Below are 14439 nucleotides of genomic sequence, written 5' to 3' on the forward strand. Positions count from 1 at the left end.
GCCCCGCTTGTCCCGGTCGAGCGGCGGGGCGGGCGCCCGGGCGGGCGCGCGCGCGGTGTCCCCCGCCCACCGGAAGCCGTCGGGGTGCGCCCCGACCCCGGGGGCCCCCGGCCCCCCCCCCGGCCTCCCCGTGGTCGTGGCGACCGCCACCCTGGCGCTCCAGCGTCAGCTCGTGGAGCGGGACCTGCCGCGCACCGTCGACGCGCTGCATCCACTGCTGCGGCGCCGCCCCGAGTTCGCGATGCTGAAGGGCCGGTCGAACTATCTGTGCCTGCACCGCCTGCACGAGGGTGTGCCGCAGGACGAGGAGGAGGGCCTCTTCGACCCGTTCGAGGCGGCCGCGCCCACCAGCAAGCTGGGACAGGACCTGCTGCGGCTGCGTGACTGGTCGGACGAGACCGAGACGGGTGACCGGGACAACCTCACCCCCGGTGTCTCCGACCGGGCCTGGGGCCAGGTGTCGGTGTCCTCCCGGGAGTGCCTCGGCGCCACGAAGTGCGCCTACGGAGCCGAGTGCTTCGCCGAGACGGCCCGCGAGCGGGCCAAGCTCGCCGAGGTCGTCGTCACCAACCACGCACTGCTCGCGATCGACGCCATCGAGGGCGCGCCGGTTCTGCCGCAGCACGAGGTGCTGATCGTCGACGAGGCCCATGAGCTGGTCTCCCGGGTCACCGGCGTAGCCACCGGCGAGCTCACCCCGGGGCAGGTCAACCGTGCCGTGCGCCGCTCCGCGAAGCTCGTCAACGAGAAGGCCGCCGACCAGCTCCAGACAGCCGCCGAGGGCTTCGAACGCCTGATGGAGCTGGCTCTGCCCGGCCGTCTGGAGGAGATCCCGGAGGACCTCGGGTACGCGCTGATGGCGCTCCGCGACGCCTCCCGTACGGTGATCACCGCCCTCGGCTCCACCCGTGACAAGTCCGTCCAGGACGAGGACGCCGTACGGAAGCAGGCACTGGCGTCCGTCGAGTCCGTGCACGCCGTGGCGGAGCGCATCGCCAACGGCTCCGAGTACGACGTCGTCTGGTACGAGCGTCACGACCGCTTCGGAGCCTCGCTCCGGGTCGCTCCGATGAACGTGTCCGGGCTCCTGAGGGAGAAGCTGTTCGCCGACCGCTCGGTCGTCCTGACGTCCGCCACGCTCAAACTCGGTGGCGACTTCAACGGCGTGGGAGCGTCGATGGGGCTCGCGCCCGAGGGCACGGAGGGTGACGACATCCCGCAGTGGAAGGGCGTCGACGTCGGCTCGCCGTTCGACTACCCCCGGCAGGGCATCCTGTACGTCGCCCGGCATCTCTCGCGCCCCGCGCGGGACGCCGACCGAGGGGACATGCTCGACGAACTCACCGAGCTGATCCAGGCCGCCGGCGGCCGTACGCTCGGTCTGTTCTCCTCGATGCGCGCGGCCCAGCTCGCGGCGGAGGAACTGCGGACCCGTATCCCCGAGTACCCGATCCTGCTCCAGGGCGAGGAGACGCTCGGCGAGCTGATCAAGAACTTCGCGGCCGACCCGAAGACCTGTCTGTTCGGCACGCTCTCGCTCTGGCAGGGCGTGGACGTGCCGGGGGCCAGTTGTCAGCTCGTCGTCATGGACAAGATCCCCTTCCCCCGCCCCGACGACCCGCTGATGAGCGCCCGCCAGAAAGCGGTCGAGGAGAACGGGGGGAACGGCTTCATGGCCGTCGCCGCCACCCATGCCGCGCTCCTCATGGCCCAGGGCGCCGGCCGTCTCGTCCGGGCCTCGGGCGACCGGGGTGTGGTGGCCGTTCTGGACCAGCGTTTGGCCACCGCCCGCTACGGCAGCTATCTGAAGGCCTCGCTCCCCGACTTCTGGTACACCACGGACCCGAACCAGGTCCGCAGATCCCTCGCGGCGATCGACGAGAAGGCCAGAACGACCGAGGAGCCCACACCGCAGCCCACCGAAGAGCCGGCAGATCCGGAGGACGTGTAACCCCGCCGCCGACAGAGCTGGAGGAGGCGTAGTTCCGCCGCCGACAGATTCGGAGGACGCGTAGCCCCGCCGACACGTCGACGGAGCCGGAGAACGCACAGCCCCGCCCCGAGGCCAACACGAACGACGCCACGTCCCGGCCCCCGGGGGCGCCCGCCCGGCGCCCCCGGAACCACCGCTCTGGGAACCTCGGGTCTCTGGCCAGCGTTTTTCCGGGACCACCGTTGTCCGCCCGAGGCTCCTGGACCCCCGGGTGGCCGCCCGGCGGTCCCGGAAGCACCGCTGTCGACCTGATGCGCCGGGCCCTCGTCGCCTGCCCGGCGCTCCGCAACCACCGCTGTCCGCCTGACGCTCTGGGATTCCGGATGCCCCCGGCGCTCCGGCACCCCGGTTTCTGCCCGGCGGTCCGGTACTCGGAGTGCTTGGCGGGCGGCCTGGAACTCGGGGTACTTGCTCGGGGTGCTTGGCGGGCAGCCCGGGCGCCGGGGTGCTTGGCGGGGGTCCGGGAGCCGGTGCTGCTTGGCGGTTCCGGACCCCGGCATCTGCCCGGGTGTCCGGGCCTCCGGTGCCTGCCGGGCCTCGGATGCCTGCCGACGCTCGCTGCTGCCCGGCCGTCCGGGACCCCGGCGTCCCCCCGGCGGTCCCGGAGACTCGGTCAAGGCCCCCGGCCAGAAAACGCAGGGCCCCGGAACCGGCGCAGTTGGTTCCGGGGCCCGGTCAGGGGCGGGGGCGGTGGACCGCCCGTCGCGGTGTCACACCCGGCGCAGCACGGCGACGACCTTTCCGAGGATGGTCGCCTCGTCACCCGGGATCGGCTGGTACGCCGAGTTGTGCGGCAGCAGCCACACGTGGCCGTCCTCGCGCTTGAAGCGCTTCACCGTGGCCTCGCCCTCCAGCATCGCGGCGACGATGTCGCCGTTCTCGGCGACCGGCTGGCGGCGGACCGTCACCCAGTCCCCGTCGCAGATGGCGGCCTCGATCATCGAGTCACCGACGACCTTCAGGACGAACAGCTCCCCGTCACCCACGAGCTGGCGGGGGAGAGGGAAGACGTCCTCGACCGACTCCTCGGCGAGGATCGGGCCACCGGCGGCGATACGGCCGACGAGCGGTACGTAGGACGCGGCAGGCTTGCCCGCCGTGTCCGTCGGCTGCACCGACGACTGGTCCGAGCCCCGCACCTCGTACGCGCGCGGGCGGTGCGGGTCGCGCCGCAGGAAGCCCTTGCGCTCCAGCGCCATGAGCTGGTGTGCGACGGAGGAGGTGCTGGACAGACCGACGGCCTGCCCGATCTCCCGCATCGACGGCGGGTAGCCGCGCCGCTGCACGGAGTCCCGGATCACCTCGATCACCCGGCGCTGCCGGTCCGTGAGTCCCGAGCTGTCGGCCCGGATGCCTGGAGGTCGGCCAGGCAGGGAGCGCTTTGGCCCCTCATGATTCGCGGCTTCGTTCATCACATGCACCGGCTCGAGTCGGCCCTGGGAGCGCTCCTGGGCGGTGATGGTGGCACTGTCTGCGGTGGTGGTCACGTCGGCCCCTCTCGATGGTCTCCCTGCTGGACAACGGTAGTTGCTTTCGAAAGGTTGCGCCAAACACACGTTCGAGTGAAAAACCGCGAATTGCCTGACGTGAGCATGTGTCTGGGTGTATGGCTGTCGATGCGTCTGGCGGACAAAAGGGCTCATTGCTGTACCCTTCAGCGCCGGAGGCGGCAGCCGTACCGGCTGACCTGGGCCGTCGCCCAGTCTGCCATCCGATGGCCGACCGGCCGGGAACCGGCCCCTTTTCCGTGCGTCGACCACGCTATCCCCGTGTGTCCGGGATGGGTATGCCTGTGCGGCACGTGCCCTTACGTGTACGACACGCGTGGAGTGGGCGGTTTCACGAGCCGATCCCCACATCTAGTGGTTGGATTGCGAAGGCATCCCAGAAGTTGTGGTCCCCCGGGTCTCCCGACCCTCGGGCATCGCCTATGCTGGAGGCTGCTTCGAGGGGCCCCTGAGGTCCCGCGAGGTTCCTGTGTCGTGCTGTGAAGGAGGGTTGGAGCCATGCACTGCCCCTTCTGCAGGCACCCGGACAGCCGCGTCGTCGACAGTCGTACGACCGACGACGGCACGTCGATCCGCAGGCGCCGCCAGTGCCCCGACTGCTCCCGTCGTTTCACGACCGTGGAGACGTGCTCCCTGATGGTGGTGAAGCGCTCCGGTGTGACCGAGCCCTTCAGCCGCATCAAGGTCATCAACGGCGTGCGCAAGGCGTGCCAGGGGCGGCCTGTCACCGAGGACGCGCTGGCCCAGCTCGGCCAGCGGGTCGAAGAGGCCGTGCGAGCCACCGGAAGCGCCGAGCTGACCACCCACGACGTGGGGCTGGCCATACTCGGACCCTTGCAGGAACTCGACCTCGTGGCCTACATGAGGTTCGCGTCCGTGTACCGGGCCTTCGATTCGCTCGACGACTTCGAAGCCGCCATCGCGGAACTCAGGCAGGTGAATCAGCGCCCCGCCGAGGACGACGACGTCCCGGACGTGGTGTGCCAGGAGAGCGATCACAGGCCGGGCGGAACCGCTGAGGTTCCCGTGCCCGCCACCGCCGCCGACTGACCGCGGACCGGACCCTTCGGGGTGTCCGGGCCCGCCCGCGGGCGGCGACCACAGACTTGCAGCGCACGGCCGTACCAGCGGCGCGCGCTGCATCAGACACACACCGTGCCACGGGAAGTTCGCGGCACTTGAGCGCGTTTTAGCCTGTTACAGGGAGGCGGCATGACAGAGACGGCGAGCGGTCCGGCACGAGGTTCCCGCGCGAAGAGCGGAGCCAAGGCCAGCAAGGGACTGCGCATCGAGCGCATTCACACCACCCCCGGCGTGCACCCGTACGACGAGGTGGAGTGGGAGCGCCGTGACGTCGTCATGACCAACTGGCGCGACGGCTCGGTCAACTTCGAGCAGCGTGGCGTCGAGTTCCCCGGCTTCTGGTCGGTGAACGCGGTCAACATCGTCACCAGCAAGTACTTCCGCGGTGCCGTCGGCACCCCGCAGCGCGAGGTGAGCCTCAAGCAGCTCATCGACCGCATCGTGAAGACGTACCGGAAGGCCGCCGAGGACTTCAAGTACTTCGCGTCGCCCGCCGACGCCGAGATCTTCGAGCACGAGCTCGCGTACGCCCTCCTGCACCAGATCTTCAGCTTCAACAGCCCGGTCTGGTTCAACGTCGGGACCCCCCAGCCCCAGCAGGTCTCCGCCTGCTTCATCCTGGCCGTCGACGACTCCATGGAGTCGATCCTCGACTGGTACAAGGAAGAGGGCATGATCTTCAAGGGCGGCTCCGGCGCCGGCCTGAACCTGTCCCGCATCCGCTCCTCCAAGGAGCTCCTCTCCTCGGGCGGCAACGCCTCGGGTCCCGTCTCCTTCATGCGCGGTGCCGACGCCTCCGCAGGAACGATCAAGTCGGGCGGCGCCACCCGCCGCGCGGCCAAGATGGTCATCCTGGACGTCGACCACCCCGACATCGAGGACTTCATCGAGACCAAGGTGAAGGAGGAGGAGAAGATCCGCGCCCTGCGCGACGCGGGCTTCGACATGGACCTGGGCGGCGACGACATCACGTCCGTCCAGTACCAGAACGCCAACAACTCGGTCCGCGTGAACGACACGTTCATGAAGGCGGTCGAGCAAGGCGGAACGTTCGGCCTCACCTCGCGCATGACCGGAGAGGTCATCGAGAAGGTCGACGCGAAGTCCCTCTTCCGCAAGATGGCCGAGGCCGCCTGGGCCTGCGCCGACCCGGGCATCCAGTACGACGACACGATCAACCACTGGCACACGTGCCCGGAGTCCGGTCGTATCAACGGCTCGAATCCGTGCAGCGAGTACATGCACCTGGACAACACGTCCTGCAACCTCGCCTCCCTGAACCTGATGAAGTTCCTGAAGGACGACGGCAAGGGCCACCAGTCCTTCGACGTCGAGCGCTTCGCCCAGGTCGTCGAGCTGGTCATCACCGCGATGGACGTCTCCATCTGCTTCGCCGACTTCCCGACCGAGAAGATCGGCGAGAACACCCGCGCCTTCCGCCAGCTCGGCATCGGCTACGCCAACCTCGGCGCCCTCCTGATGGCGACCGGCCACGCGTACGACTCCGACGGCGGCCGCGCGCTCGCCGGCGCCATCAGCTCCCTGATGACCGGTAGGTCGTACAAGCGTTCCGCCGAGCTCGCCGCGGTCGTCGGCCCGTACGACGGCTACGCCCGCAACGCGCAGCCCCACCAGCGCGTCATGAAGCAGCACGCCGACGCCAACACCTCGGCCGTCCGCGTGGACGACCTGGACACCCCGATCTGGGCCGCCGCCACGGAGGCCTGGCAGGACGTGATCCGCCTCGGCGAGAAGAACGGCTTCCGCAACGCGCAGGCCTCCGTCATCGCGCCGACCGGCACCATCGGTCTCGCGATGTCCTGCGACACCACCGGCCTCGAGCCCGACCTCGCGCTGGTCAAGTTCAAGAAGCTCGTCGGCGGCGGCTCGATGCAGATCGTCAACGGCACCGTGCCGCAGGCCCTGCGCCGCCTGGGCTACCAGGAGGAGCAGATCGAGGCGGTCGTCGCCCACATCGCCGAGAACGGCAATGTGATCGACGCCCCCGGTCTCAAGCACGAGCACTACGAGGTGTTCGACTGCGCCATGGGTGAGCGCTCCATCTCCGCGATGGGCCACGTCCGCATGATGGCCGCGATCCAGCCGTGGATCTCCGGCGCGCTCTCCAAGACGGTCAACCTGCCGGAGACGGCGACCGTCGAGGACGTCGAAGAGGTCTACTTCGAGGCGTGGAAGCTGGGCGTCAAGGCGCTCGCGATCTACCGCGACAACTGCAAGGTCGGCCAGCCCCTCTCCGCCAAGACCAAGGAGAAGTCCGCGACCGACGCGGTCACGGCCAAGGCCGAGGACACCATCCGTACCGCGGTCGAGAAGGTCGTCGAGTACCGCCCGGTCCGCAAGCGCCTGCCCAAGGGCCGTCCCGGCATCACGACCTCCTTCACGGTCGGCGGCGCCGAGGGTTACATGACCGCCAACTCCTACCCCGATGACGGTCTCGGCGAGGTCTTCCTCAAGATGTCGAAGCAGGGTTCGACCCTCGCGGGCATGATGGACGCCTTCTCGATCGCCGTCTCGGTGGGTCTGCAGTACGGCGTGCCGCTGGAGACGTACGTCTCGAAGTTCACGAACATGCGCTTCGAGCCGGCCGGCATGACGGACGACCCGGACGTGCGGATGGCGCAGTCGATCGTCGACTACATCTTCCGCCGCCTGGCGCTGGACTTCCTGCCCTTCGAGACGCGCTCCGCGCTCGGCATCCACTCCGCCGAGGAGCGTCAGCGTCACCTGGAGACGGGTTCCTACGAGCCCTCCGAGGACGAGCTCGACGTCGAGGGCTTGGCCCAGTCCGCGCCCCTGGCGCAGGAGCTGAAGGCCGTCGCCGCCCCCAAGGTCGAGGCGGTCGTGGCCGAGCCCGCCCTCAAGCAGGTCCGCACCAGCGCCGAGCTGGTGGAGATGCAGCTCGGCATCCAGGCCGACGCGCCGCTCTGCTTCTCCTGCGGTACGAAGATGCAGCGGGCCGGCTCCTGCTACATCTGCGAGGGCTGCGGTTCGACGAGCGGTTGCAGCTGACGCCGGACCGACGGGCGGTCGCGGCTGACACCGGGAGCGGGTTCGGCGAACGGCCGAGGCTGACACCGGGCGTCTGCCGGGCGTGAAAGGCTGATCAGGGCGGTGGAGCGAGCAGTCGGCTTCACCGCCCTCGGCGTTCCCGCCGGGCCCGCCGCCAGGTCCGGAGGCGGACCCGGCGGAATTCGCCTTTCCCGCGAAACGATCAACGGCTAGTCTCCCTCAGCGCGCACGGAGCGTGCAGGGGAGGGCGGGGGACATGGCCGACAAGGTGGCCGGATCGAAGAGAGGCCTGAACGTGGGGGTTCAGGCCGTAGCGGCGGTGGTGCTGGTCGCGGGCGTCACGGGGGGCATATGGGGGCTTTCGCGGGTCCTTCCGAACAGCAACGGCACCGACGACCCGGCCAGGTGCTCCGACCGGCTCGGCGCCCCGCCGTCGAAGCGCGTCACCGGTGAGCAGCTCTGTCAGGCGCTCAACCGCTCGGACCTGCCGGCCCTCCTCGGGACGCCCGACGAGCACGCGCGGACGGCCGACGGCGACGACAGCATGATCACCCTCGACGGCGGCACCAAGATCGCCAGCCCTGAAGCGAACGTCACGCTGAAGACGTACTCCGTGAAGCTGTCGGCCTCGGACGACCGGCTCTCCGTCGCCCAGGGCCTGGATCTGCTGCCGAAGGCGGAACCGAGGCAGATCCTGGGCCACCCGGCGGTCCTCTACTCGGACCGGACGATCGCCCTCAGCTTCGGCTCGGGCAAGGCCGAGAGCGGCCCCGGCGGCGTCGCCCGCAGCCTGCTGGTCGCCAAGGACGCCAAGGGGGGCGGCGGTTCGTTCGAGATCTCCGTCTGGCGTCAGGACGGTGTGGCGCCCGACGACGCGGCGCTGTTCCGCGTCGCCGAGCTGGTGCTGCCGACGGTCCCCGGCTGGAAGAGCGGCTGAACACCCGCCGTCGGACAGGCCCTGGGCGGGTCTGGGACCGACGGCCGGCACAGCGCGGACCGGACGGCGCCGGGTCCGAACGGCCGGCACAGCGTGGACCGGACGGCGCTGGGCTGTGCCTCACGCCTCCTGCGGGCTGCCCATGATCCTCGCGAAGGTCGCCGGGTCGGTGTCGAAGCCGTGGATGCCCGCGTGGAACGTCCATTCACCGGAGTGGTCGCGCACGAACTCCCCGATGGTCGCGGCCGTCGAACCCAGGACGTCGCCGAAGTCGCCCTGGGTCAGGACGGTGTAGCCCTCGCGCAGACGGAAGGCGGGGTTCAGAACACCGACGAACGTCCGTGCCTCGGTGCGCTGCTGGATGAGGACACCGACGACCACGCGCGCGTAGCGGCTGTCGAGGCGGTCGAGTTCCAGAGTCATGACCTCGTCCCAGCCGAAGCCCTTCCCGTCCTTGCTGTCGCGGTTCAGATAGATCGTGCCGTCCGGCGAACGGCTGCCGAAATACACCACGTAGTCCGGGTTGCCGTTCGGCGCGGACGCCAGATACGTCGCCGCCACGATGTCGAGATCGGTCGCGGGCTCGCCCACGGGACTGGGGTCCCACTTGATTGCCAACTCGGCCTTGCGGATCCCCTTGTTGAGACCGTTCACCGGATGTCCCCTCCCCGTTCCTCAACAGTCACCGGTCCAACTCCCCTGAGAGTAGGGCCGGTTGTCCATCGTGCCACGCACGCCGGGGCATGCGCCCGGATCCACTCCGCCAGAGCGTGACCGGCGCCACGTTCCGGGGCCTTACGATGGCGCGGTGCTGGTCAAGTGGATTCGCTGCACCGTGGTCGACCGCCGCGGTTTCGAACGGGGGCAGCGAAAGTGGGCGGGGCTTCTGGGGGAGCCGGGATTCCGGGGACAGGGGGGAGGCTGGAGTGTGGGGCGCACCGGTGTCGCGCACATCTTCTCGTTCTGGGAGAGCCGCGCCTTCTACGACTCCTTCATGGCCCGGTCCCACGACCGGCTCGCCGCGTCGCAGTCCGGCACCTTCAAGGACTCTCAGGTCAAATTGTTCGACTACCGCTTCGACGTGAAGACGGGCTTCGAGCCGCGTTTCACGGACTCCGACGTGGTCCGGGTCGCGCACTGCCGTGTCCACGAGGAACGCGCGGAACACTTCGCCCTGATGCAGGAGAAGGTCTGGAATCCCGCGATGGCCGGTTCGCCCGGCATGGTCCGGGGCATGTTCGGCGAGGCGCCCGGCAGTGAGTTCCTGGTCCTGTCCATGTGGCGGTCGGCCGCCGAGCACGGAAAATACCGCGCCGAGCGGCTGGAGCGGCTGGCTCTCCGCGCCCAGCTCGAGGCCGACATAGCCGCGCTCGCGGGAGATGTCGTACAGCTCGAACCCGGCTGGATCGTCTGACGGCACCCTCCCGTCGGCCGAACTGATGTGCGGGAGAGTGTGACCTGTGCTGCCGGAACGGTGTGACCTGCGCCTTATGTGACCGTACGACCGCTCGAACAGGGCCGGCACGATCTAGGGTTTTGGCATGGCACGACCACGGCGCATCGTCCTTGTCCGGCACGGCGAGTCGGTGGGCAATGCCGATGACACCGTCTATGAACGCGAGCCCGACCACGCACTGGCGCTCACGGAGACGGGGTGGCAGCAGGCGGAGGACACCGGCAAGCGGCTGCGCGAGCTCTTCGGAAGGGAGCGCGTAAGCGTTTACGTCTCCCCCTACCGCCGCACCCACGAGACCTTCCGCGCCTTTCACCTCGACCCCGAGCTCGTACGGGTGAGGGAGGAGCCTCGACTGCGCGAACAGGACTGGGGCAACTGGCAGGAGCGTGACGACGTACGCCTCCAGAAGGCCTATCGCGACGCGTACGGGCACTTCTTCTACCGGTTCGCGCAAGGCGAGTCCGGTGCCGACGTGTACGACCGGGTCGGCGGCTTCCTGGAGAGCCTGTACCGCAGCTTCGAGGCCCCCGACCACCCGGCGAACGTGCTCCTGGTGACCCACGGCCTGGCCATGCGGCTGTTCTGCATGCGCTGGTTCCACTGGACGGTCGCCGAGTTCGAGTCGCTCTCCAACCCGGGGAACGCGGAGGTGAGGATGCTCGTTCTGGGGGAGGACGGCCGGTACACCCTCGACCGTCCCTTCGAGCAGTGGCGCGATCCGGAAGTCGTTCGGAGCCACCGGATAGAGTGGCAGGGCGATGATCGCTGACACCTCTCCCGACGGGCGCTTCGAGCGCGCCCTCGCCAGCCTGCGCGGACTCGCGGTGGGAGACGCGCTGGGCTCGCAGTTCTTCGTGCCCGCGAACTACCCCCTGCTCAAGCGCCGAGAGCTGCCGCCCCGCCCCTGGCAGTGGACCGACGACACCGAGATGGCCTGTTCCGTGGTCGCCGTCCTGGCCACACACCACCGCGTCGACCAGGACGCGCTGGCCCACTCCTTCGCCGACCACCACGACTTCGACCGCGGCTACGGCCCGGCGGTCAACCGGCTGCTGCGACTCGTCCGGGAGGGTGGTGACTGGCGCGAGCTCGCGTCGGCGCTCTTCAAGGGACAGGGCTCCTGGGGCAACGGCGCCGCGATGCGGATCGCTCCCCTGGGCGCCTGGTACGCGGACGACCCTGAGCAGGCGACCCACCAGGCGGAGATCTCCGCCTATCCGACGCACCAGCACCGCGAGGCCGTGGTCGGCGCGATGGCCGTCGCCGCGGCCGCGGCCCTGGCCGCCGACCCGGCGGGCCCGCCCAGCGCCGAGGCCCTGCTGGACGGCGTCATCGCGCTCGTACCGCGCAGCGCCGTGGGAGCCGGACTGAGGCGCGCCCGCGACATGCTCGACTACGGGGACGCCGCGACCGTGGCCGCCGTGCTGGGCTGCGGACGGCGTACGTCGGCACACGACACCGTTCCCTTCGCCCTCTGGTCCGCGGCCCGCGCCCTCGGTGACTACGAGGAGGGTTTCTGGGCCACCGCCCAGGTCGGCGGCGACGTGGACACGAACTGCTCCATCGTCGGCGGCGTCATCGCCTCCGGAAAGGCCGGCGCACCCCCCGGGGCATGGCTGGAAGCGACGGAGGCACTGCCGGACTGGCTGCCTGGGGTCGCGTCGGGGGACAGCGCGGGCGGCGTGTAGGGCGTACCGGGCGGCTGTGTGCCGGGGCGTCCCGCTGGTGGTGCGGTCGCCGAAGAGCGGCTGGCGGGGAGCCTGCCGTCGGGCTGTGTGCCGGGCGTACGGCGGGACCCGCCGTCGGCTGCGTGCCGGTGGTACGGCGATGGTGTGATCGCCGACGAGCGGCTTGCGGGGCGAGTCCGGCCGTCGGCTGACTGTCGGGGCGTACGGCGGTCGCAAGGAGCCAAGGGGATTCGTCCGGGCTTCTCGGATTCGTCGGGGACGCCTTGCGGAGGAGTTCGGACGCCGCGTGTGGCGGGCTCCGGGGTGGTCCTGGGAGGACCGGCCCGGGCGGGGCGCAGGAGGGGGCGCCGGGCTGTGTCACAGGCTTGCTACAGCCCCTCGGCGCCGTAGTGAGCCGCATGGCCCCTGGATACCCTGTGCGCCACGCCGCTCGTTGATCATGACGGGCGTGTGCCGACGAAACACCGGCTGACAGCCCCTCCGCCCCAGCGGCGTGATCCGGGCTGCCCGGTGACCGGCTGGGAGGGGATCCCTTGTCCGACATACCGTCCACGCCCGAGCCCGGAGACGGGCCATCGGCGCAGCGGAAGAGACCCGAGGCCGGCGAGGAGGTTCCGGGAGCCGTGCCCCGGCTCACGGAGACACAGGAGCCCACGGACTCCACGGACTCCACGGATCCGGACGCGTCGGGGGGCGCGGACGAGCCCGGGGGTGAGGGCGGGGCCGAGGGAGCGGATGCGTCTGAGGACGCGGATGCGTCTGAGGACGCGGGGGAGCCTCGGGATGCGGACGGTCCGGGAGGGGCGGGCGCGCCCGGGGACGGCGAGGTGACCGGTGTCGCGCACGGGCCCGGTGCCGAGCCCTCGCCCGAGCGGGCAGCCGGCGTGGTCGGGGCTGGTGCCGGGGCCGTCGGCGGAGTGCGGCACCAGTCCGCCCGGCCGTCGCGGGCGAGGACCCCCAAGGCGGGCCCGTCGGCCGCCCCCGACGTGTGGTCGCCGGAGCTGTGGGTCACGTCGCCCGCCCCGGTGCGCACGCCCACGCTGTGGGCCGTGCTCGCGACCGGCTTGCTGAGCATGCTGCTCCTCGACGGCGGTCTCGGGATCAACCTCCTGCTGGTCGCGATCCCCGCGGCGCTCGGCGCGTACTTCGCCGGCCGGGCCGCGAGGCGCCGCCCGCGCGCGTGGAGCCTGGTCTGGGGCATCGGCGGCATCGGTCTGCTGGCCGTGCCGGCTCTGCGGGACGCGGACTGGCCGTCGTTCCTGGCCGTCACGGCGGCGATCGGGCTCGGCTCGCTCGCGCTGAACGGCGGCCGCACCTGGCCCGCGATCCTGCTCGGCCCCGTCGGCGTGGTGAACTCGGTGATCACCGGCATCACCTGGGGCTGGCGCGGGCTGCGGGAACGATTCGGCGGCGCCCGTCGCGGGGTCGGCGTCGGTCTGCGCGCGTTCGTGGTGAGCGCGGTCCTGCTCCTGGTCTTCGGCGCCCTGTTCGCCGGAGCCGACGCCGCTTTCGCCGATCTGCTCAGCGAGCTGGTGCCGGACACCTCGGTCACCGGCGGACCCGTGCGCGTGGTGCTCCTGCTCTCGGGCCTGGTCGTGGCGCTGGCCGTGGCCCACACGGCGGCCGCGCCGGTGCGGCTGGACCGTGTCGTGGTGCGCCCCGGGCGCCCGCGCAACCGTGTCGAGTGGGCCCTCCCGCTGATCGTGCTCACGGTGCTCTTCGCGGCCTTCAACGCGGTTCAGCTCGTCGTCCTCTTCGGCGGTTACGACGCCGTGCTGAAGAAGACCGGCCTGTCGTACGCCGAGTACGCGCGCCAGGGCTTCTGGCAGCTCCTGATCGTCACACTGCTGACCCTGCTCGTCGTGGTCTTCGCGCTGCGCTGGGCCCCGAGGGACGGCGCCGGCGACGGGAAGCTGGTGCGGGGTGTGCTGGGAACTCTCTGCGCGCTGGCGCTCGTTGTCGTGGCATCCGCTGTGCGACGTATGGACATGTATGTGGAGGCTTATGGGCTGACGCGGCTGAGGATCTCGGTGCTGGCCGGGGAGTTGTGGCTGGGCCTGGTCATCGTGCTCATCATGGCGGCCGGTGTGTGGGGTGCCCGCTGGCTGCCCCGCGCCGTCGCGGCCAGTGCGGCGGTCGGCGTCCTCGCGTTCGGGCTGATGTCGCCGGACAGCCTGATCGCCGAGAGCAACGTCCAGCGGTACGAGGACACGGGCAAGTTCGACATCCTGTACGCCCGCGATCTGTCGGCCGACGCCGTACCGGCCCTCGACAAGCTCGAGGAGCCGACGCGGTCCTGCGTGCTGCGAGCGATCGCCGACGACCTGGGCGAGGGCGACACGCCCTGGTACGCGACCAGTTGGGGTGAGGCCCGGGCCCGGGACATCCTCCGCGACGACCCGCCCGCCGCGTCCGTCAACGAGACCGTGTGCAACTCGCTTACAGAGGTCCCCGAGTACCGCTGAAGGCCTTCGTCCGACGCTCGACGGGGCCGGTCTTCGGCGTCATCGGCGCTACCGGCGTCACTGGTACTACCGGCGTCACGGGTACTACAGGCGCCGTCGGCTCCATATCGCGGACGGCCGTATCGCGGACGGCCGGACCGTGGTCGGCCGGACCGTGGTCGGCCGGACCGTGGTCGGCCGGACTGGGGAGGGCCGGACCGGGGTCGCCCCGGGGGGGGCGAGGCACCGCCCGAGCCCCCCCCCGCGCTCGCGGTGGCTGAGCGGGCGGTGGGGGGGGGA

The 14439-nt window shown here is 70.7% G+C and carries 9 protein-coding genes and 1 pseudogene; 8 read left to right on the top strand and 2 right to left on the bottom strand.

The features are described 5' to 3' along the window. Nucleotides 1-121 precede the first annotated feature (121 nt). A pseudogene (locus ACFXGX_RS13435) lies at nucleotides 122-1951 on the top strand (ATP-dependent DNA helicase); the annotation flags it as partial. Nucleotides 1952-2703: 752 nt separating this feature from the next. On the opposite strand, the gene lexA reads toward ACFXGX_RS13435, so the two are convergent. Next, on the bottom strand, nucleotides 2704-3480 hold the full coding sequence (gene lexA, locus ACFXGX_RS13440) for a transcriptional repressor LexA (RefSeq protein ID WP_384789282.1): 777 nt from the start codon (nucleotides 3478-3480) through the stop codon (nucleotides 2704-2706). Between the two features lie 519 nt (nucleotides 3481-3999). Here lexA and nrdR point away from each other — a divergent pair. From nrdR to ACFXGX_RS13455, 3 genes are all read left to right on the top strand, one after another. Then, on the top strand, nucleotides 4000-4551 hold the full coding sequence (gene nrdR, locus ACFXGX_RS13445; protein ID WP_384789285.1) for a transcriptional regulator NrdR: 552 nt from the start codon (nucleotides 4000-4002) through the stop codon (nucleotides 4549-4551). A gap of 162 nt (nucleotides 4552-4713) precedes the next feature. Beyond that, on the top strand, nucleotides 4714-7614 hold the full coding sequence (locus ACFXGX_RS13450; protein ID WP_384789288.1) for a vitamin B12-dependent ribonucleotide reductase: 2901 nt from the start codon (nucleotides 4714-4716) through the stop codon (nucleotides 7612-7614). A 256-nt stretch (nucleotides 7615-7870) separates the two neighbouring features. Next, nucleotides 7871-8551, top strand: coding sequence for a DUF6215 domain-containing protein (locus ACFXGX_RS13455; RefSeq protein ID WP_384789291.1), 681 nt, complete (start codon nucleotides 7871-7873; stop codon nucleotides 8549-8551). A gap of 120 nt (nucleotides 8552-8671) precedes the next feature. Here ACFXGX_RS13455 and ACFXGX_RS13460 read toward each other — a convergent pair whose 3' ends face one another. Beyond that, nucleotides 8672-9205 (bottom strand): TerD family protein, encoded by a 534-nt coding sequence (locus ACFXGX_RS13460; protein WP_384789294.1) that lies wholly within the window; start codon nucleotides 9203-9205, stop codon nucleotides 8672-8674. A gap of 154 nt (nucleotides 9206-9359) precedes the next feature. Between ACFXGX_RS13460 and ACFXGX_RS13465 the strand changes: the two genes are divergently transcribed. From ACFXGX_RS13465 to ACFXGX_RS13480, 4 genes are all read left to right on the top strand, one after another. Then, nucleotides 9360-9965: a YdbC family protein gene (locus tag ACFXGX_RS13465; RefSeq protein ID WP_384789297.1), complete on the top strand. Its 606-nt coding sequence runs from the start codon at nucleotides 9360-9362 to the stop codon at nucleotides 9963-9965. 127 nt (nucleotides 9966-10092) lie between these two features. Continuing rightward, entirely contained in the window at nucleotides 10093-10776 is a 684-nt protein-coding gene (locus ACFXGX_RS13470; protein ID WP_384789300.1) for a histidine phosphatase family protein, read from the top strand. Next, nucleotides 10766-11695 (top strand): ADP-ribosylglycohydrolase family protein, encoded by a 930-nt coding sequence (locus ACFXGX_RS13475; RefSeq protein WP_384789303.1) that lies wholly within the window; start codon nucleotides 10766-10768, stop codon nucleotides 11693-11695. Before ACFXGX_RS13470 ends, ACFXGX_RS13475 begins: the two co-directional genes overlap by 11 nt. A 986-nt stretch (nucleotides 11696-12681) precedes the next feature. Continuing rightward, nucleotides 12682-14160: a DUF4173 domain-containing protein gene (locus ACFXGX_RS13480; protein ID WP_384789409.1), complete on the top strand. Its 1479-nt coding sequence runs from the start codon at nucleotides 12682-12684 to the stop codon at nucleotides 14158-14160. Nucleotides 14161-14439: the final 279 nt, after the last annotated feature.

The organism is Streptomyces sp. NPDC059371, from assembly GCF_042751995.1.
GTDB lineage: Bacteria > Actinomycetota > Actinomycetes > Streptomycetales > Streptomycetaceae > Streptomyces.